The following is a 19098-nucleotide window of genomic DNA, read 5'->3' on the forward strand; positions in this document are numbered from 1 at the left end:
CACAGGCTAAAAATGAATCAATGGTTGTTCTTTGGATAACTACTGGTTATACGCATGAAACAGGCCATGTTATCCACAAGTGATCGCACGATAAACGCGAAAAAACAGCGTAATAAACTGGGGATCGTCTCTTTTTCCCGATCCCCAGCCGGCTAAGATCGTTTTAAATCTGTGTTTTCCATGTGGCGACCCACACTTCAGCCGCGTCTTCCGGGATCTCATGCTCTAAAACGTCGATCTCAAGGCGATCGCCAATGCGTTTGGCACCCAACTGGTTCAACTGCTCTTCTAGCAGCTTAATCGCGCCGCAGAAAAGATCGTATTCATGGTTGCCGATGCCCACAGCGCCATAACGTAGGCCGGAAAGGTCAGGTTGCGTCTCCTGCAATGCTTCATATAAAGGAAGCAAGTTGTCAGGCAGTTCGCCAGCGCCGTGCGTAGAGGTAACGATCAGCCAGATACCCTGCTGTGGCAGCTCGTCCAGCTCAGGGCCATGCAGCACCTCGGTTGAGAAGCCCGCTTCCTGCAGTTTTTCTTCCAGATGTTCAGCAACATATTCGGCGCTGCCAAGGGTACTTCCACTGATTAACGTAATATCGGCCATGATGCTCTCCCGCACTAAAGGCGAGCATTGTACGCTGTGATCAAGCGGTGATCCACCTGTGGAAAACAGGGTTAATAGTAGAAAGCATCAGGCGGCAAGTCGCGCTAGACGCGCGATCTGCCCGGGATAAGGTTGTGCACAGAATAGGGAGGGATTACGGCTTGATGGTGCGCATGATCGGGTTTTGCAGTGAGATCAGGGTTTCGGTGGACTGAATTTCATCAATAGTCTGGATCTTGTTGATCAACACCTGTTGCAAGGCATCGATCGATCGGCACATCACTTTGATAAAGATGCTGTAATGACCGGTGGTATACCAGGCTTCTACCACTTCATCCAGCGCTTCCAGTTTGCTGAGTGCCGCAGGATAGTCACGCGCGCTTTTCAGGATAATGCCGATAAAACAGCACACATCGAAGCCGAGTTGACGGGGATCGATCTCCACGCGCGTGCCTAAAATAATGCCCGCCTGCCGCATCTTCTCCACGCGAACATGAATGGTGCCCGGGCTCACATTGAACTGTTTGGCGAGCTCGGCGTAGGCGGTGCGCGCATTTTGCAGCAGCGCATTCAGAATGCCGCGGTCCAGGTTATCCAGCTGAAGGTGTTCCGCCATTGTCCATCCTCGTTGAGTTCTTCTTCTATGAATAAAGGAGAATGTGCAGCAAATTAGCGGTGCAGGCAAGGTGCAGACAACGGACATCCCGTTGTCTGCATGCTTTTTAGTGCTTACGCCAGAAGGTCACTTGTGCCTGAGTATGCTGAAACTTGCGTGCCGTCTCGCGTATGACGAACGGCACATCCTGCGGCGGTGCCACTTCTTCAAATGCGCCACGCAGTTCGCGCTGCAGTGCCTGATAGGTGGTTAACGCTTCGCCATTTTCGCGAATACCGCCCAGCCAGTTCTCCTTCGGGGTGAAATCTTCCAGCCAGGTATAGGGCGATGACAGCACCAGCAGACCGCCGGAACGAATCATCGGCGTTATATCCTGCAGGAAACGCTTTGGCTGACGCAAACGGTCAATCAGGTTGGAAGCCAGTACCAGATCGTAACGTTCCGGCTGCGGCTTCAGGTTACAGGCATCGCCCTGAATAAATTGAATGCGCTGCGCCTGCTCGGCCTCAAGGCCAAACTCTTTCAGTCGCACCTGGCGATACTCCACCAGCTCGCCTTCTTCAGGTACCACATAGCGGAAATCTTCACCGGAGGTCAGCTGCAGCGCCACATCAATAAAGCGCGCCGAGTAATCCATGCCGGTGACCGCATCGAAATAGCGCGCCAGTTCAAAACTGGCGCGTCCGGTGGCACAGCCGATATCCAGCGCTTCACCGCGCGCACTGCAGTGCGGCAGCAATTTTTCCACCAGCGCAGCAGCGTAATTGGGTACATCGTAGTAGTTCGGTCCGTACTGGAAATCGAGATACTGCGACACCATGCTGTCCGTTTCATAGGGATTGAGCGCCATGGTTTCTTCATGAGATGAGATCACATAGCGGAAACCGGCATGCTGGAAGAAGTGACGGCGGAAAGCGTAGCGTGCGGATTTGAGTGCTTCATTGCCGGTGGAAATCCAGCTGCCGCCTTTGATCAGCGCATGTTTGCCATCAAAGGTCGGCGTGGAGAAATCGTCATACAGCGGGTGCACTTTAAAGCCTTCGAAACCGTTGGTCGGCGTGGTGGTCCACTGCCAGACATTACCGACGATGTCGTAAAACTCCCCCTGCGCAAAATGGTCAACCGGGCTGGATGAAGCCCAATATGCCAGATTGATATTGCCTGGCGCCTCCGTCCAATCCGGCTGATCGCCGCTTACCTGCTCACGCAGCTGCGCCCACTCAGCTTCGCACGGCAACTGAACGGATTTACCTGTCTCTTCAGCCAGCCAGCGGCAGAACGCGGCGGCTTCCAGCTGGTTCACCTCCGCAGGCCAATCCCACGGCATCGCGACTTCTTCAGCCAGCAAACGCAGTTTAAGCTGATCGGGCAGCTTTTCATTACCAACCCAAAACGTCGGCATCTGCGCGCCGGAAAATTCGCGCCAGCCCCAACCTTCATCATCCCACCAGCGCGGGTCGTTATAACCACCCGCCGCGATAAAGCGATAAAACTCGGCATTGCTCACCAGCATTTTGCTGGCCTTAAACGGCTTCAGTTCCGTCTGCTGGCTGCCATATTCGTTATCCCAACCATAAGTGTCGTCAGTTTTACCCTGCTGCACACGGCCACCGGGCATCGCGATTAGCGAATTGGCTGGCACAGATTGACGATCGTGACGCGCCTGCGGGCAAACTGGCCAGTGCGGCTGCGCTTTTACCCATTCAATTGGCAACTGGCGCATCAGTACGCTGGAGGTTTCCAGATGAATACGTTCGTGCTCGATCCCCATCAAAACCACCCACGCCGGGCTTTGCCAATCGATGGGCAGCTCCAGCGGCATGGTGCGAATGAACTCGCTGACCAGGCTTTTTACTTTGCCGCGATAGTCGCGTACTTCATTGATGGTCGGCCAGTCGTAATGGCTATCGTTGAGATCGTCCCAGCTCATCTCATCCACGCCGATCGCCATCATCGCTTCAATACGATCGTCAACGCGTTGGTCGAGATAGCGGCCGGCCATGAGTTTATTGATGTAGAAGGTGGCGGTATGGCCAAAGTAGAAGATCAGCGGATGGCGCAGCGAAATGGCTTTGTTAAACCAGGCGCGCTCGTCGGCGAGGCAATCAAACAGGCTTTCATACAATTCCCAGGTTTGGGTGAAGTACGTCAGCAGTTCGGCTCTTTTTTGTTCGCTATTTTGGCCGGAGAGTCGCAGCGTGCGGGTCGGTGCGGGAAGTTGGGCGGTGGTCACAAGGTGCTCCATTTGCTTAGTGTGCGAACTTATCACTATAGCAAATTAGCATTTCTGCCAGATGACTTAGCGCTGCCAGCGGCGCAACAGGCGACTTTTCAACCCGGTATCGAAGCGCCAGATGTGATCAAAGATGCGAAGAATGCCGGGCTTACCGTGCAGCGACATGGCTACCGCATGGAAGCGCTGTTGATATTGGCGCTGACGCTGCTTAATGGTGTTGACGATATCGTCGGGTAAACGCTGGGCTATAAAATCTGACACGATCACCGCATCCGCTTCCTGCCACGCACTGCCTTCCATCCGTTTTACGACTGCCGCAAGACAGGCCGCCAGATCGGTGCCACCGCGAAAACGCTGGCTGAGGAAACGTATCGCCTGCTCAATACCGTTATCAGAAGTGAGTTCATAGCCGATGACTTCATGGGCGAACAGCATGATGTAGCAGCGGCGCTTATCCGCCAGTGCCACTTTCAACAGCGCCAGGCAAAAGGCTTTGGCGCAGCGTTCATTGAAACCGCCCATCGAACCGGAGGTATCCACGCAGACGATAAATGGGCCGCGCGGCTGCTCTTCATGCTGCTGGTGGCTGACCGGACTCATGGTGACTTTTTCATGCCACGCATCGCCCTGCAAACGGTAGGTCAGCAAGCGTTTTTCCACTAAGCGCCGATAAAATTCCAGCTCTAACTCGCTGATGCTCAATGCCGCCAGCTCAGGTGGCAACAGCCGCAGCACATCATCGCTCTGATGAATGCCGCTGACCTCTTCCGGCACGTTATCCGGTTCACGCACCAGTTGGTGAAACGCCTCCAGCGGCGCATCCTGCGAAGGTACCGATTTGGCTTCGCGACTGCGCCCCAGCTGCTGTGCCAGCTTCATCAGCTCCGGCTGCTGAGCAAGGAAGTCGCCGTACTGCACAATCAGTTCGTAATCGCCGTGCTGCAGCGGCGCTTTGCTCAAATCCCACAGGCGTCCGGCGGCGGCTTCATCATCATCGGTGAGAATAGGTGCCAGTTGACCGCTGATCGCCATGCGCTGCTGCAACTCGGCCATTAAACGTTCGCGTTGTTCTTCCAGGATGGTTTCATTCAGCGTCAGCGTTTGCAGCGTCAGACTGAGACGCCAGCGTTGCAGAAACAACGTGTGTTGTGCGTTGCTGAGCTCGGCGCTTTCGGCGTTGAGCATCAGTTTGCTGGCTTCTTCGATGAACGGCGACGGCAGGCTTTTCAGCTGCGTCATGATGTGAGGTAACTGTTGGGTAAAATGTTGTGAGCTGAGCAGTTGCATCTGTTGAAACAGCTGAAACTCCTGCGCCAGCGCTTCTGGCACCGGTGTGACTTTGATCTGCTCAGCGATCTCTGAGCGCCAGCGCGGTAGATCGCGCATCATGGCTTGCTTCAAACGCGGGAATTTCTCAAAGAACAGTGCCAGTTGCGGCGAGGCGAGCAGCGCTAAAATCAGCTCTTCGATTAACTCGGTTTCGCCAATCGATAACAGCGTGCTCAGCGTCTCCAGTGAGATCATTTTCGCGCCTGTTTCAGCTGTTCCGCGACATCCTGCAGGCTGGTTTCAATGCGGGCTAGCCAATCGTCACTGATAAACAGGCAGCGCTGATGCTGGCTAAACAGCGTGCGCTGCGCACGCAGCTGTGTCTCGAGCGCTTCGTATTCATCCACGATCTCCTGCGGCATCTCGCTGCTGCTGCTGGCGCCCGGCAGCGTCAGTCGCGTGGATTGCAGGCTGACATCGCGCAGCGTCAGACAGTGATGTGTATCCACCAGCAGATCGAGCGTCTGACCAAAGCCAATACCGTTCAGCTTGCCGCGGATCTCGCCGCCTTTCAGCAGCCACTGCTCCAGCGCTTCGCGACCAATCAGGATATGCGTCACCTGCATATCGTGCAGCATTAGCGGCTGTTGCAGCATCAATGTCAGTTGCTCATCAGTAATGGCTGCGGGTAATTCATAATGCGGTTTGCGGCTGAACATGCCGCTGTGTTTCTCTAGCGTCAGCGCTTGCGCCACGCTTTGCTGCTGTTGCAGCGCCATGCGACGGCTTTTGATCTGTTGCAGCTTGTGTAGCAGCGCCTGCTGCTGCCATGCATGTTGCGACATTAGCGTATCGATTTCGCGATCCAGCAGCTTCATCGAAGCCACGTCATGCCACAGGCAATCTTTCAGCAGAATTAAGTCGATAGGGGCGATGGTCACGCGGCCGCTATAGAACGCGCTGGCCTGCAACAGATGAATGGCTTTCTTCCAGCGGCGATCGGAGATGTACGGCGCATCCGGCAGCGTTTCTAACTGCTGACGCAGCTGATAAATCAGTTCGAAAACGTGGTCGGGCAGGCTGACCTGACTGATGCCTTTCTGCCACTGCTCATACTCTTCATCGCTGATGCGCAACGCTTCTGCGACTGGGTTGTCGTTTTCGTCCTGCTGGTGGGTGAGCATGCTGCGGAAATTCTGCTTTTCATGCACGTTATCCAGCCACAGACGAATCAACATGCGATCGTACAGCGCTTCCAGTCCGCTATCGGCTTCCGGCAGTTCGTTGGAGGCGGTAACCAGCAGACGCATCGGGATTTTTTCTTCACTGTCGCCGTTACGGAAGCGGCGTTCGTTGATGGCGGTGAGCAAGGTATTCAGAATCGCCGGGCCGGCTTTCCAGATTTCGTCGAGGAAAACAATTTCGGCATCCGGCAGGTAGCCTTTGGTGAGACGTTGATAACGCCCTTCATCTTTCAGCGCCTGAATCGACAGCGGGCCAAACACCTCTTCGGGGGTGGAAAAACGGGTCATCAGGTATTCAAAAGCGCGGGCGTGTTGGAAGGCGTATTTCAGGCGGCGGGCTATCAGGCTCTTAGCGATGCCGGGCGGCCCGAGCAAAAACACGCTTTCGCCGCTCAGCGCAGCCAGCAGACAGAGGCGGATCGCGTGATGGCGTTCATACAGCCCTTTTTCCAGCGCGTTGCTCAGGCGAGAAATTCTTTCTGCCAAAAGATGGGGTTGAGCCATAATCACATCATTATCCTTTTGATCCTGGTGCCGTCATAGTCTGGCGAGCGCAATACTCTACTGATTATCATGCGCGATTGCGTTGATAGCCGTCAGCTTTTTTGTTTCAGAAGGTTGATGCGAGATAACTCGCCGCTTCCAACGCTTTTTTTACCCGATTTTCGGCGAAAAACCGCGTCACCGACGCGATGGTGACACTTTGTAAGAGTAGGTTTTTTTGGGAATATGTGCATACTGTGCGCTTTTTGATGGCTTGAGCGGTGGGCAAGTGCCTCATCGGCTCCAACAAAAGACAACTTATGAGCTCGGATAAGAAACAGTCCCTTGGGGCAGTCACACTGGCGGCCATTGGCGTGGTGTATGGCGATATCGGCACCAGCCCGCTCTATACATTGCGTGAATGTCTCTCTGGTCAGTTTGGTTTTGGCGTTGAGCGTGAAGCGGTTTTTGGCTTCCTGTCGCTGATCTTCTGGCTGCTGATTCTGGTGGTGTCGCTTAAATACATCAGCTACGTGATGCGCGCCGATAACGCGGGTGAAGGCGGGATTTTGACGCTGATGTCGCTGGCTGGCCGTCATACCGGCGCCAGAGCCACCGCGATACTGGTGATCATGGGCCTGATTGGCGGCAGCTTCTTCTATGGCGAAGTGGTGATTACCCCAGCAGTCTCGGTGCTTTCGGCGATTGAGGGGCTGGAAATTGCGGCCCCAAGTCTGGATGCCTATATCGTGCCATTGGCGATCGCCGTTTTGACCCTGCTGTTTGTTATCCAGAAGCACGGTACTGGCATTGTCGGAAAACTGTTCGCACCGGTGATGCTGCTGTGGTTTCTGGTTCTGGCGGTATTAGGCGCGCGCAGTATCATCAGTAATCCCGACGTGCTGCACGCGATGAATCCGTACTGGGCGCTGCACTTCTTTATCGAATATAAAACGGTCTCTTTCTTCGCGCTGGGCGCGGTGGTGCTGGCGATTACTGGCGTAGAAGCGCTGTATGCTGACATGGGCCACTTCGGCAAATTTCCGATTCGACTCGCCTGGTTCATCGTGGTGCTGCCATCGCTGGTGCTCAACTACTTCGGTCAGGGTGCGCTGCTGCTCAAACATCCGGAAGCGATTAAAAATCCGTTCTTCCTGCTCGCGCCGGACTGGATGCTGATCCCGATGTTAATTCTGGCGACCTTAGCCACGGTGATCGCCTCGCAGGCGGTGATTTCCGGTGTGTTCTCGTTAACGCGTCAGGCCGTGCGCCTTGGCTATTTGCCGCCGATGCGTATTGTGCACACCTCTGAGGAAGAGTCAGGGCAGATATATATCCCGGTGATCAACTGGCTGCTCTACTTCTCGGTGGTGATTGTGATTGTCGGCTTCGAGCACTCCAGCAATCTGGCCGCGGCTTACGGCATTGCGGTAACGGGCACCATGGTGCTGACCGCGATTCTTTGCTCTACGGTGGCGATTCAAAACTGGCACTGGAACCGCTATCTGGTGGTGCTGATTCTGATCGCCATGTTGTGTATCGATGTGTCGCTGTTCTCCGCCAACCTGATCAAAGTATTCTCTGGCGGTTGGCTGCCGCTAACGCTGGCACTGATGATGTTCATCATTATGACCACCTGGAAAAGCGAGCGTTTCCGCCTGCTGCGTCGTATGCATGAGCACGGTAACTCTCTGGAAGCGATGATTGCTTCGCTGGAGAAATCGCCGCCGGTGCGCGTGCCAGGCACCGCGGTATATATGTCGCGTGCGCTTAACGTGATTCCGTTTGCCATGTTGCATAACCTTAAACACAACAAAGTGTTGCATGAGCGCGTGGTGCTACTGACGCTGCGTACTGAAGATGCACCTTACGTGCACAACGTACGTCGTGTGACGATTGAGCAGCTGTCGCCGACGTTCTGGCGCGTGGTAGCGAGCTACGGCTGGCGTGAAACGCCGAACGTTGAGGAGATTTTTCATCGCTGCGGCCTTGAAGGGCTGAATTGCCGCATGATGGAGACGTCATTCTTCATGTCGCATGAATCGCTGATTATCGGCGATCGTCCGTGGTATCTGCGCCTGCGTGGCAAGTTGTTCCTGGCGCTGCAACGCAATGCGCTGCGCGCGCCTGATCAGTTTGAAATCCCACCCAATCGCGTGATCGAACTGGGAACCCAGGTCGAGATTTAACGCTGTGCGCGTCACCAGCTTAAGGTGACGCGCAATCCTCCCCTGGCGCGCTGGCTGAACTGCAATCGAATGCCGTGCAGCTGGGCAATATTCTTCACGATGGAAAGCCCCAATCCGCTCCCGGTTTGTGCCTGCCCTGGCGGTCGCCAAAAGCGTTCCCCCAGCCTTGCCAGTTGCTCTTCGCTGACGCCAGGTCCGTTATCATCAACGGTAATGGCGCGAGCATTGAGCTGCACATCAATGGTACTTCCCGCCGGTGAATAGCGCAGTGCGTTATCCAGCAGGTTGCGCACCATCAAACCCAGCAGCAGCGGATGACCGTTCATCACCGGTTCAGCATGGCTGGTAAATGCTAAATCGGTGTGCTGCTGTTCCGCCTGTGGGAAATGTTCCGCCAATAGATTTCGCAGCAGCGGCGCCAGTGCGACCGGTTGAAATTCGCTGCGCAGATCGTCTGCCTCCACGCGTGAAAGTGTCAGCAGCTGATCCACCAGCCGGGTGGCGCGCACAATACCGCTATCCAACTGCTGGATGGCGCGTTTGCGCATCGCTTCATCATCATCGGCCAGCTGAATCACTTCGCTCTGTACGCGCAGCGCCGCCAGCGGACTACGCAGTTCATGGGCGGCATCGGAGGTGAAGCGACGTTCGCGCTGCACCAGATGTGCCATGCGACTAAACAATCCGTTGAGCGCCACCACCAGCGGTTTCACCTCTTTAGGCAAGCGCGTTTCCGGCAATGGCGTGGCGTCATCCGGCGCACGTTGATGCAGTGAAACCGTCAGACGTTTCAACGGACGCAGTTCAAACCACACCAGCGCCAGCAAAAACAGCAGCATAAAGGGCATGGCAATCAGCCATGGCAACAAGCTACTGAGCGCCAGATCGCGCGTCATATCCTCGCGATACTCCCACTCCTGACCAACCACCACGCGATAACGTTTATCGGCAGAGGTGAGCCACACTAAGCGCCAGCTGTCTTTATCGCCGCGCAGGCGGCCATCGACAAAGCCATCGCGCTGATGATCAAACTGCAGATCGCGACCATTTTCACCATCGTTTAAGAGCGGTTGTCCCTCGGCGCTGAAAATGGCAAACGCCAGGGCATCATCATCCTGATCGCCACGATGATGGCGCAATATCGCTTTGGTTTTGGGCAGCGTAACATCCTGCAGCGAGGTGGGATCAAGCGCTATCAGGCGTTTAGCAAATAGCATCTGCTGGGTATCAAACAGCTCATTCACCGTATCGCGGGTTTGATGCCATGCGCTGAGGCCGGCAAGTCCGCCGCATAACAGAATCAGCAGCACAAAGCCGATGGCGAGGCGCAGAAACAGACTCATTCCGCCGCTCCCAGCGCATAGCCCACGCCATGCACGGTGCGAATAAACTGGCTACCGAGTTTTTTACGCAGATGATGAATGTGCACCTCCACCGCATTGCTGGAGACATCCTCATCCCAGCTATACAGTTTTTCTTCCAGCTGACTGCGCGTCAGCACACGGCCAGGGTTGCGCAGAAACAGCTCCAGCAGCGCCAGTTCACGGCTCTTCAGGCTGACGGCTTCGCCATCGCACATTACGCTGTGGCTGCCGGGCGCCATCACCACCTTGCCGTGTTTGAGTTCGGGCTGCAGTTGCCCGTGACGACGACGGATCAGCGCCTGCAAGCGCGCCGCCACTTCTGTCAGCGCAAACGGCTTGCACAGGTAATCATCGGCGCCGAGCTGCAATCCCTGCACGCGCTGATCGAGCGCATCACGCGCGGTGAGGATCAGAACTGGCACATCGTGTCCTTGCTGGCGCCATTGGCGCAGGATATCCAGACCGTCGCGCTCGGGCAGCGACAAATCCAGCACCACCGCATCCCAGGGGGCCGCTGTTAACGCCTGAAACCCGCTTTCGCCGGAGACAAACCAGTCCACGCTGAAGCCGAGTTTGGTAAGCCCGACTTTTAATCCGTCACCAATCAGCGTGTCATCTTCAATCAGTAAAATGCGCATTACGTCTCCTTCTGTTAAACGGAGTTATACGAAGCACAATCACTCTTGTACAGCGAAAATCGCGGCAAATAGACTATTTTTCATGAATGTACGCGCAATGCGTTTTCTTAAGATCCTGTTAAGAACCTTGTGGTGAAATAGCTCCCGTAATCCGACACATTGATGAAAAAGAGGTCATTTATGAAAAAGTCTGCAGCTCTATTAGCCGTTATCGCGCTGGCCGCTACGCCGGTACTTGCCGCCCAGCAAGGTGGCTTTGTTGATCCGAATGCACCAACGGCGCAGGTTAAGTCTGGTGGATTCAAAGCTGATAACACCAGTGTTGTTACGGTGAAACAGGCCGAAGAGATGAAAGACGATAGCTGGATTACCGTGCGCGGTACGCTAGAGAAGCAAATTGGTGATGAGGATTATCAGTTCCGTGATGCCACTGGCACCATGAAGGTCGAAATCGATCATAAACGCTGGAACGGTTTAACCATTTCGCCGAAGGATCAGGTAGAACTGACCGGTGAACTGGATAAAGATTTCAACTCCATCGAACTGGACGTGAAACAGGTGCGTAAACTGCCATAATTTCCTCCCCGGGGCCGTGTAAGCGGCTCCGCAACCCCACCAAACTCAAATTCTCTTTGGTACAAGCGAAACGTTTCGATGGTGATCACATTTCCGTGATGCCGTCATTGAGTTGCCGCGCGCATTTTATACACTCCCGATCAGCGAAACGTTTCGCTGTGGAGTGGAAGAAATGAAAAAAGGTCGCTTGTTAAACGCTGAAGTCTCTCATGTGATTGCCCGCCTGGGGCACACCGATACGCTGACGATTGCAGATGCAGGCTTGCCGATTCCGGCCGGTCCACAGCGCATCGATCTGGCGTTAACGCCGGGTACGCCCGAATTTTTACAGGTGGTCGACGTTATCACGCAGGAGATGCAGGTCGAAAGCGCTCTGATGGCGGAGGAGATTAAGCAGCATAATCCGCAGCTCCACAGCGCACTGCTCGCCGTGCTCGAAGCCTTGCAACGGCACCAGGGGAATGTCATCACCATCCGTTACACCAGCCATGAACAATTCAAACAACAAACGCAGCGTAGTCAGGCGGTCATTCGCAGCGGAGAGTGTTCTCCGTATGCGAATGTCATCCTGAGCGCTGGCGTGACCTTCTGAGGCCGTTATGCAACCGCTATTGCAACTCAAAGGGATTGTAAAGTCGTTTCCTGGCGTGAAAGCGCTGAATGGCGCCTCGCTTGCCGTCTATCCTGGCCGCGTCATGGCGCTGGTGGGTGAAAACGGTGCCGGTAAATCCACCATGATGAAAGTGCTGACCGGCATTTACAGCATGGACGCCGGTTCCATGCAGTGGCTAGGTAAGGATGTGGCGTTCTCTGGCCCAAAAGCGTCTCAGGAAGCGGGCATTGGCATCATCCATCAGGAACTGAACCTGATTCCACAACTGACTGTTGCTGAGAATATTTTCCTTGGCCGTGAATTTGTTAACCGCTTTGGCCGCATCGAATGGAAAAAGATGTACGCCGCGGCGGATGCGCTGTTAAAGCGCCTCAATCTGCGTTTCAGCAGCCACAAGCTGGTGGGCGATTTGTCGATTGGCGATCAGCAGATGGTCGAGATCGCCAAAGTGCTCAGCTTCGAGTCGAAAGTCATCATTATGGATGAACCGACCGATGCGCTAACCGATACCGAAACGCTGTCGTTGTTCCGCGTGATTAATGAACTGAAAGCGCAGGGCTGCGGCATCGTCTATATCTCGCACCGCATGAAAGAGATCTTCGAGATTTGCGATGACGTCACCGTGTTCCGCGATGGGCAGTTTATCGCCGAGCGTGCGGTCAGCGATCTGAGCGAAGAGAGCCTGATCGAGATGATGGTCGGCCGCAAGCTGGAAGATCAATATCCGCGCATCGATCAACAGCCGGGTGAGATCCGCTTAAAAGTAGAAAACCTGAGCGGGCCGGGCGTCGATGATGTCAGCTTTACGCTGCGCAAAGGGGAAATCCTTGGCGTGTCCGGCCTGATGGGTGCGGGCCGGACCGAATTGATGAAAGTGCTGTATGGCGCTCTGCCGCGCAGCAAAGGCAAAGTGACGCTGAATGGCCGCGAGATCATGACCCGCTCACCGCAGGATGGCTTAGCAAACGGCATCGTTTATATCTCTGAAGACCGCAAGCGCGATGGCCTGGTGCTCGGCATGTCGGTGAAAGAGAACATGTCGCTGACCGCGCTGCGCTATTTCAGCACCGGCGCGGGCAATCTCCGACACAGTGACGAGCAGCTGGCGGTGGGCGATTTTATCCGCCTGTTCAACGTTAAAACCCCCTCAATGGAGCAGCCGATTGGCCTGCTGTCCGGTGGTAATCAGCAAAAAGTTGCGATTGCGCGCGGTCTGATGACGCGCCCCGATGTGCTGATTCTTGATGAGCCGACACGCGGCGTCGATGTCGGGGCGAAAAAAGAGATCTATCAGTTAATTAACCAGTTTAAAGCCGAAGGGCTGAGCATCATTTTGGTGTCGTCAGAAATGCCGGAAGTGCTGGGCATGAGCGATCGCATCGTGGTGATGCATGAAGGCCATCTGAGTGGCGAATTTTCCCGTGAGCAGGCTACCCAGGAATCCCTGATGGCGGCGGCAGTCGGTAAGCAACACAGCGAGGAGTTAGTAGTATGAGCACCCAAACCTTACCCGCCAGCCGTCGTTGGTTCAGCAAAGCCTGGCTGCTGGAGCAGAAATCCCTGATTGCGCTGATTGTGCTGATCGCCGTGGTCGCCAGCCAGAGCCCGAATTTCTTCACGCTGCCAAACATGTTCAATATCCTGCAGCAGACATCGGTCAACGCCATTATGGCGGTGGGGATGACGCTGGTGATTCTGACCTCGGGCATTGATTTGTCGGTGGGATCGCTACTGGCGCTGACGGGTGCCGTCGCGGCGTCAATCGTCGGATTAGAAGTGAATGCGCTGGTAGCCGTTGCGGCTTCGCTGGCGCTGGGCGCGGCAATTGGCGCTATTACCGGCGTGATTGTCGCACGCGGCAAGGTGCAGGCTTTTATCGCTACGCTGGTAATGATGCTGCTACTGCGCGGTGTCACCATGGTTTATACCAACGGTAGCCCAATTAACACCGGTTTTAACGATAACGCCGATCTGTTCGGCTGGTTCGGCATCGGCCGTCCATTGGGCATTCCTACACCGGTATGGCTGATGGCGGTGGTGTTCGCACTGGCGTGGTACATGCTGCATCACACGCGCCTCGGACGTTACATCTATGCGCTGGGCGGTAACGAAGCGGCTACGCGTTTATCCGGTATCAGCGTTAACCGCGTCAAAATCATCGTCTATTCGCTGTGCGGCCTGCTGGCGGCATTGGCGGGCACCATCGAAGTGGCGCGCCTTTCTTCTGCACAACCCACGGCAGGTACCGGTTATGAACTGGATGCCATTGCTGCGGTGGTGCTGGGCGGTACCAGCCTGGCGGGCGGTAAAGGTCGCATTATGGGCACGCTGATTGGTGCGTTAATCCTCGGTTTCCTGAATAACGGCCTGAATCTGATGGGCGTATCGTCTTACTACCAAATGATTGTTAAAGCCGTCGTCATTCTGCTAGCGGTGCTGGTGGATAACAAAAGCAGTAAATAACTCTGACCTTCACACAGGATTTAAAAATGAAAAAGTTAACTGCATTGGCCGTCATTCTTGGCGCCACCCTCAGTGCTGGCGCGATGGCTAAGGACACCATTGCTCTGGTGGTTTCAACCCTGAATAATCCGTTCTTTGTGTCACTGAAAGATGGCGCACAGAAAGAAGCTGATCAACTGGGTTATAACCTTGTAGTGCTGGATTCGCAGAACAACCCGGCGAAAGAGCTGGCGAACGTGCAGGATCTGACGGTGCGCGGCACCAAGCTGCTGCTGATCAACCCAACCGATTCTGATGCAGTGGGCAACGCCGTTAAGATGGCGAACCAAGCGAACATTCCGGTGATCACCCTGGACCGTGTTGCTGCACAAGGTACCGTGGTGAGTCACGTTGCTTCTGACAACCGCTTCGGCGGCAAAATGGCCGGTGACTTCATCGCCAAAAAGCTGGGCGAAGGCGCGAAAATCATTGAACTGCAGGGTATTGCCGGTACTTCTGCAGCGCGCGAGCGTGGCGAAGGCTTCAAACAGGCGGCTGATGCGCACAAATTCAATATTCTGGCGAGCCAGCCTGCTGACTTTGACCGTACCAAAGGTTTGAACGTGATGCAGAACCTGCTGCAGGGACATCCGGATGTACAGGCTGTTTTTGCTCAGAACGACGAAATGGCGTTGGGCGCGCTGCGTGCGCTGCAAACTGCCGGGAAAACTGACGTGCTGGTGGTGGGCTTCGATGGCACCGCTGACGGTGTGAAGGCGGTAGAATCGGGTAAACTGACCGCTACTGTGGCACAGATGCCAGATAAGATTGGCGTGATTGGCGTGCAGACTGCCGATAAAGTATTGAAAGGTGAGAAGGTGCAGTCGGTGAACCCGGTTGACCTGAAGCTGGTGACCAAATAATAAGTAAAGAAAAGCAGGGCAACGCGCCACCGTCCTGGTGGCGCATCTTTCTGGATGAATCCCAATGACCACAAGCGCAAAACTGGCCGTTCTCGGCAGCATCAATGCCGATCACATCCTTAACCTCGCCCACTTTCCGCGTCCGGGCGAAACGGTGATCGGTAAACAGTATCAAATTGCCTTTGGCGGCAAAGGGGCCAATCAGGCAGTAGCCGCTGGCCGTGCAGGGGCTGACATTGCATTTATTGCCTGTGTCGGTGCCGATGACATTGGCGCACGCATTCGTCAGCAGCTGCAGCAAGACCGCATTGATACCGCGCCGGTCGAAATCGTCGCGGATGAAGCCACCGGGGTGGCGATGATCTTCGTTAATGGCGAAGGCGAAAATAATATCGGTATTTATTCCGGCGCCAATGCGGCCCTGACCCCTGCCCGCGTTGCGCATCATCAGCAGGTCATTGCCGATGCAGATGCGTTGCTGATGCAGCTGGAATCGCCACTGGAAAGCGTACTGGCAGCGGCGAAAATTGCCCGTGAGCAGCATACCCAGGTGATTCTCAATCCCGCGCCGGCCACACAACTCTCTGATGAGCTGCTCGGATTGATTGACATCATCACGCCAAATGAAACTGAGGCAGAAATTCTCACCGGTATCGCGGTAAAGAGCGATGAAGACGCAGCGCGTGCCGCGCAGGCATTGCATGCCAAAGGTATTGCTACCGTGTTAATCACGTTAGGCCGTCGCGGCGTGTGGCTGAGTGAACAAGGAAACGGCGTGCGTATTCCGGGCTTCAGCGTGCAGGCCATCGATACCATCGCTGCGGGCGATACCTTTAACGGTGCGTTTATCACCGCGCGTCTGGAAGGCGTAGCGATGCATGATGCCGTGCGTTTCGCCCATGCCGCCGCCGCGATTGCGGTGACGCGTCCGGGCGCTCAACCCTCAGTGCCGTGGCGCACTGAGATCGACGCCTTCCTGCAACAACAGGGCTAAGCGCTTGGCTACCATGAAAGATGTCGCTCGCCTGGCGGGCGTCTCTACCTCCACCGTTTCTCACGTCATCAATAACAATCGCTTTGTCAGCGAGCAGGTGCGGGAAAAGGTGGATCAGGCGATTCGCGAACTCAACTATGCGCCGTCCGCGCTGGCGCGCAGCCTGAAGCTCAAGCAAACGCGCACCATTGGCATGCTGCTGACCGCCAGCAGTAACCCGTTCTATTCTGAAGTGGTGCGTGGCGTGGAGAATAGCTGTTACGAACGCGGCTATAGCCTGATTCTGTGCAATACCGAAGGCGATGAAGAACGCATGAATCGCAGCCTCGAAACGTTGATGCAAAAGCGTGTCGATGGTTTGCTGATGATGTGTACCGAAACCCATCTGCCGTCGGCGGAGATCCTCAATCGTTATCCGTCGGTGCCAATGGTGATGATGGACTGGGCGCCGTTTGAAGGGCGCGGTGACATTATTCAGGATAACGCGCTGCTGGGCGGCGAGCTGGCCACTCAGCATCTGATCGATCGCGGCTACACGCGTATTGCCTGTATTGCGGGACCGCAGGATAAAACCCCGGCGCGTTTGCGTCTGGAAGGTTTCCATAAAGCGATGGCCAACAGCGGATTGTCGGTGCCGCCGGGCTACGTCGTCGATGGCGATTTCGAATTTCAGGGCGGTTTCAATGCGATGAACCAGCTGCTGGCGTTAGATGCGTTGCCTGAAGCGGTGTTTACCAGTAACGATGCTATGGCGGTTGGCGTCTATCACGCTTTGTTCCAGGCCGGTTTGCGTGTGCCGCAGGATATTGCGGTGATGGGCTATGACAACATCGAGCTGGCGCGTTACCTGACGCCGCCGCTTAGCACCATCCATCAACCGAAAGATGAGCTCGGCGAACTGGCGATTGATACCTTGATTCATCGTATGAGCGATCCCGACGCCAGTCAGCAAACGCTGGTACTGACGCCGGAGCTGGTGGAGCGCGGTTCGGTTTAAGCGGCTTTCTTCTTTTTCTCGCGGTTGGCGATGAGATTTCGGCCATCGCCCGGACGTAACATCATGAAGGTGAAAGCTGACAACACGGTGACGACGCCCATTGTCAGGAAGGTGGCGTGGAATTGCGCGACGGTTGTCGCCTCGACATCCTGATAGAAACGCAGTACCGCGGCGCTCACCGCCACACCAAAGCTGATCGACAGCTGCTGCTTTCCCGCCAGCACCCTGTTCCCGCCGCTGGCGTTCTCATCATTTAAATCCGCTAGCGTGATGGTATTCATCGCGGTGAACTGCGTCGACATCGCCATCCCCAGAATCAATAGTGCCGCCAGCAACATGACTACGCTGCCGCCCGGCGATTGCAGTGAGAAGGTGGCAATCAGCATGCCGATAATAATGGTGATACCAACCAGCGTATGGCGATAGCCGAAGCGGCGTAGCACTTGCGTCACCGTCGATTTTGCCAGCAGCGCGCCAATCGCCGTCGGTCCCATCATACAACCGGCAATCAGTGCGGGATAACCAAAGCCTACCTGTAACATCAGCGGCATCAGGAACGGAATACAGCCGGTTCCCAGACGCGAGGCAATGTTGCCAATGATGCCGACCGAAAAGGTACGGGTTTTAAACATCGGTAAATTGATCAGCGGTGCCGGATGGCGACGTGCATGCACTATATAAAGAAGAAGTAACGCGACGCCGCTAAACAGCACCAATAACGCTTGCCACGGCAGCACAACACGCTCGCCAAACAGTTCAATGCCGACAGAAATCAGCACCAGGCCTAAGCCAAACAGCAGGAAACCTAAAAAATCAAAGCGGCGTTTCGGCGTCGTGAAGTCCGGCATATATTTGCGCGCATAAAAGATGCCCGCGATGCCGATGGGAATGTTGATCAGGAATATCCAGTGCCAGCTGGCGTAAGTTACCAGCAAGCCGCCAAGCATCGGGCCAAGAATCGGTCCCACTAAACCTGGCATGGTGACGAAGTTTAAAACGGGCAGCAGTTCACTGCGGGGATATGCGCGCAGAAGTGCTAAACGCGCGACGGGCATCATCATCGCTCCGCCAATCCCCTGTACTACGCGAGATATCACCAACATGCTCAACGAGCCGGATAAGGCACAAGCCAGTGAACCCAGCGTAAACAGAGAGACGGCAATGATAAAAACTTTGCGTGTGCCGTAGCGATCGGCCAGCCAGCCACTTACCGGGATCAGCATCGCTACCGTAAGCGTGTAACTGATGACAGTCGATTGCATGGCAAGAGGAGATCGTTCGAGACTGACGGCAATAGCGGGAAGCGCGGTATTAAGGATGGTGGCATCGAGTGCTTGCATGAAAAACGCCATGGCGGCGATCCAGGGCAAGCCGGCCATACTGCGCGCGGAGCGAATCATTGAAAGTCCTTCTCGAATAATTGTCAGCCTGCAACAAAGTAAATTGCGTTTGGTTTAACAGAATAGCATTGGTGTTTGAGGTGATGGCGCTGATTTGTGTCGATGAAGCGGCGATTTTGACTGTTAATTCGGCGAGATATGTCTGTTTTTAACGCGTTCGTTTAAAAAAGAGGCGCTCAGTCATTTTTTTGCAATAAACCCTTGTCACCTCCGAATAACTCCCTATAATGCGCCACCACTGAGACGGCAAAGCGGCAACGCAGGCGGCTCAGCAGGGAGTGAAGAAATTCATCCCGCCGGATGAAAACGCTGAAAAAAGTGTTTGACTCTGAAGGAGGAAGGCGTAATATACGCCACCTCGCGACAGGCGGTTAACCCGCTGTTCGCAACGCTCTTTAACAATTTATCAGACAATCTGTGTGGGCACTCGCAGGATTGATATCAGCGTCTCCGGACGCAAAAAAATATCAAGTCTCACGAGTGAACACATAATGAAATTCATTATGACGT

At 55.0% G+C, this 19098-nt stretch carries 16 protein-coding genes; 8 read left to right on the forward strand and 8 right to left on the reverse strand.

Annotated features, from left to right (window positions below):
* Window positions 1–163: 163 nt before the first annotated feature.
* The 5 genes from mioC to ravA all read right to left on the reverse strand — a co-directional run bounded on the left by mioC (window position 164) and on the right by ravA (window position 6473).
* Complete coding sequence (gene mioC, locus AC790_RS16050) at window positions 164–604, reverse strand: FMN-binding protein MioC (protein ID WP_007893612.1); 441 nt, start codon at window positions 602–604, stop codon at window positions 164–166.
* Window positions 605–758: 154 nt separating this feature from the next.
* Window positions 759–1220, reverse strand: a complete 462-nt coding sequence (asnC, locus tag AC790_RS16055) for a transcriptional regulator AsnC (protein WP_007893613.1) — start codon at window positions 1218–1220, stop codon at window positions 759–761.
* A gap of 106 nt (window positions 1221–1326) precedes the next feature.
* Window positions 1327–3453, reverse strand: a complete 2127-nt coding sequence (ovoA, locus tag AC790_RS16060) for a 5-histidylcysteine sulfoxide synthase (RefSeq protein WP_049852412.1) — start codon at window positions 3451–3453, stop codon at window positions 1327–1329.
* A 66-nt stretch (window positions 3454–3519) separates the two neighbouring features.
* The gene (viaA, locus tag AC790_RS16065; protein ID WP_049852413.1) at window positions 3520–4980 is read right to left on the reverse strand and encodes an ATPase RavA stimulator ViaA; all 1461 of its coding nucleotides are present in this window, start codon (window positions 4978–4980) and stop codon (window positions 3520–3522) included.
* A complete protein-coding gene (gene ravA / locus AC790_RS16070) occupies window positions 4977–6473 on the reverse strand; it encodes an ATPase RavA (RefSeq protein ID WP_036622171.1) in 1497 nt (498 codons plus the stop codon). The genes viaA and ravA overlap by 4 nt, the downstream gene beginning before the upstream one ends.
* Before the next feature lie 299 nt (window positions 6474–6772).
* Here ravA and kup point away from each other — a divergent pair, with 299 nt between their 5' ends.
* Entirely contained in the window at window positions 6773–8641 is a 1869-nt protein-coding gene (gene kup / locus AC790_RS16075) for a low affinity potassium transporter Kup (RefSeq protein WP_049852414.1), read from the forward strand.
* 11 nt (window positions 8642–8652) lie between these two features.
* On the opposite strand, the gene qseC is transcribed toward kup, so the two are convergent.
* Both qseC and qseB read right to left on the reverse strand, forming a co-directional pair.
* Window positions 8653–9984 (reverse strand): quorum sensing histidine kinase QseC, encoded by a 1332-nt coding sequence (qseC, locus tag AC790_RS16080; RefSeq protein WP_049852415.1) that lies wholly within the window; start codon window positions 9982–9984, stop codon window positions 8653–8655.
* Window positions 9981–10643, reverse strand: a complete 663-nt coding sequence (gene qseB, locus AC790_RS16085; RefSeq protein WP_049852416.1) for a quorum sensing response regulator transcription factor QseB — start codon at window positions 10641–10643, stop codon at window positions 9981–9983. Before qseB ends, qseC begins: the two co-directional genes overlap by 4 nt.
* 180 nt (window positions 10644–10823) lie before the next feature.
* Here qseB and AC790_RS16090 point away from each other — a divergent pair, with 180 nt between their 5' ends.
* From AC790_RS16090 to rbsR, 7 genes are all read left to right on the forward strand, one after another.
* Window positions 10824–11219 carry a YgiW/YdeI family stress tolerance OB fold protein gene (locus tag AC790_RS16090; RefSeq protein WP_007893632.1) on the forward strand — a complete coding sequence of 132 codons (396 nt, stop codon included), beginning with the start codon at window positions 10824–10826 and terminating at the stop codon, window positions 11217–11219.
* Window positions 11220–11391: 172 nt separating this feature from the next.
* Window positions 11392–11811: a D-ribose pyranase gene (rbsD, locus tag AC790_RS16095; RefSeq protein WP_007893635.1), complete on the forward strand. Its 420-nt coding sequence runs from the start codon at window positions 11392–11394 to the stop codon at window positions 11809–11811.
* Window positions 11812–11818: 7 nt separating this feature from the next.
* Window positions 11819–13327, forward strand: a complete 1509-nt coding sequence (gene rbsA / locus AC790_RS16100) for a ribose ABC transporter ATP-binding protein RbsA (protein WP_049852417.1) — start codon at window positions 11819–11821, stop codon at window positions 13325–13327.
* Window positions 13324–14295 (forward strand): ribose ABC transporter permease, encoded by a 972-nt coding sequence (gene rbsC, locus AC790_RS16105; RefSeq protein WP_007893642.1) that lies wholly within the window; start codon window positions 13324–13326, stop codon window positions 14293–14295. Before rbsA ends, rbsC begins: the two co-directional genes overlap by 4 nt.
* 26 nt (window positions 14296–14321) lie before the next feature.
* Entirely contained in the window at window positions 14322–15197 is an 876-nt protein-coding gene (rbsB, locus tag AC790_RS16110; protein WP_007893644.1) for a ribose ABC transporter substrate-binding protein RbsB, read from the forward strand.
* A gap of 64 nt (window positions 15198–15261) precedes the next feature.
* Window positions 15262–16191: a ribokinase gene (gene rbsK, locus AC790_RS16115; RefSeq protein WP_007893647.1), complete on the forward strand. Its 930-nt coding sequence runs from the start codon at window positions 15262–15264 to the stop codon at window positions 16189–16191.
* 13 nt (window positions 16192–16204) lie between these two features.
* The gene (rbsR, locus tag AC790_RS16120; protein ID WP_049852418.1) at window positions 16205–17188 is read left to right on the forward strand and encodes a ribose operon transcriptional repressor RbsR; all 984 of its coding nucleotides are present in this window, start codon (window positions 16205–16207) and stop codon (window positions 17186–17188) included.
* Here rbsR and mdtD read toward each other — a convergent pair.
* A complete protein-coding gene (mdtD, locus tag AC790_RS16125; RefSeq protein ID WP_049852419.1) occupies window positions 17185–18588 on the reverse strand; it encodes a multidrug transporter subunit MdtD in 1404 nt (467 codons plus the stop codon). The genes rbsR and mdtD overlap by 4 nt on opposite strands.
* Window positions 18589–19098 lie beyond the last annotated feature (510 nt).

Source organism: Pantoea sp. RIT-PI-b (assembly GCF_001187905.1).
Taxonomy (GTDB): domain Bacteria; phylum Pseudomonadota; class Gammaproteobacteria; order Enterobacterales; family Enterobacteriaceae; genus Pantoea; species Pantoea nemavictus.

Coding starts and splice junctions, on each gene's coding strand:
- mioC (WP_007893612.1), bottom strand. CDS start 604: ATGGCCGATATTACGTTAATCAGTGGAAGTACCCTTGGCAGCGCCGAA.
- asnC (WP_007893613.1), bottom strand. CDS start 1,220: ATGGCGGAACACCTTCAGCTGGATAACCTGGACCGCGGCATTCTGAAT.
- rbsC (WP_007893642.1), top strand. CDS start 13,324: ATGAGCACCCAAACCTTACCCGCCAGCCGTCGTTGGTTCAGCAAAGCC.
- mdtD (WP_049852419.1), bottom strand. CDS start 18,588: ATGATTCGCTCCGCGCGCAGTATGGCCGGCTTGCCCTGGATCGCCGCC.
- qseB (WP_049852416.1), bottom strand. CDS start 10,643: ATGCGCATTTTACTGATTGAAGATGACACGCTGATTGGTGACGGATTA.
- rbsD (WP_007893635.1), top strand. CDS start 11,392: ATGAAAAAAGGTCGCTTGTTAAACGCTGAAGTCTCTCATGTGATTGCC.
- AC790_RS16090 (WP_007893632.1), top strand. CDS start 10,824: ATGAAAAAGTCTGCAGCTCTATTAGCCGTTATCGCGCTGGCCGCTACG.
- rbsK (WP_007893647.1), top strand. CDS start 15,262: ATGACCACAAGCGCAAAACTGGCCGTTCTCGGCAGCATCAATGCCGAT.
- rbsR (WP_049852418.1), top strand. CDS start 16,205: ATGAAAGATGTCGCTCGCCTGGCGGGCGTCTCTACCTCCACCGTTTCT.
- qseC (WP_049852415.1), bottom strand. CDS start 9,984: ATGAGTCTGTTTCTGCGCCTCGCCATCGGCTTTGTGCTGCTGATTCTG.
- rbsB (WP_007893644.1), top strand. CDS start 14,322: ATGAAAAAGTTAACTGCATTGGCCGTCATTCTTGGCGCCACCCTCAGT.
- ravA (WP_036622171.1), bottom strand. CDS start 6,473: ATGGCTCAACCCCATCTTTTGGCAGAAAGAATTTCTCGCCTGAGCAAC.
- rbsA (WP_049852417.1), top strand. CDS start 11,819: ATGCAACCGCTATTGCAACTCAAAGGGATTGTAAAGTCGTTTCCTGGC.
- viaA (WP_049852413.1), bottom strand. CDS start 4,980: ATGATCTCACTGGAGACGCTGAGCACGCTGTTATCGATTGGCGAAACC.
- kup (WP_049852414.1), top strand. CDS start 6,773: ATGAGCTCGGATAAGAAACAGTCCCTTGGGGCAGTCACACTGGCGGCC.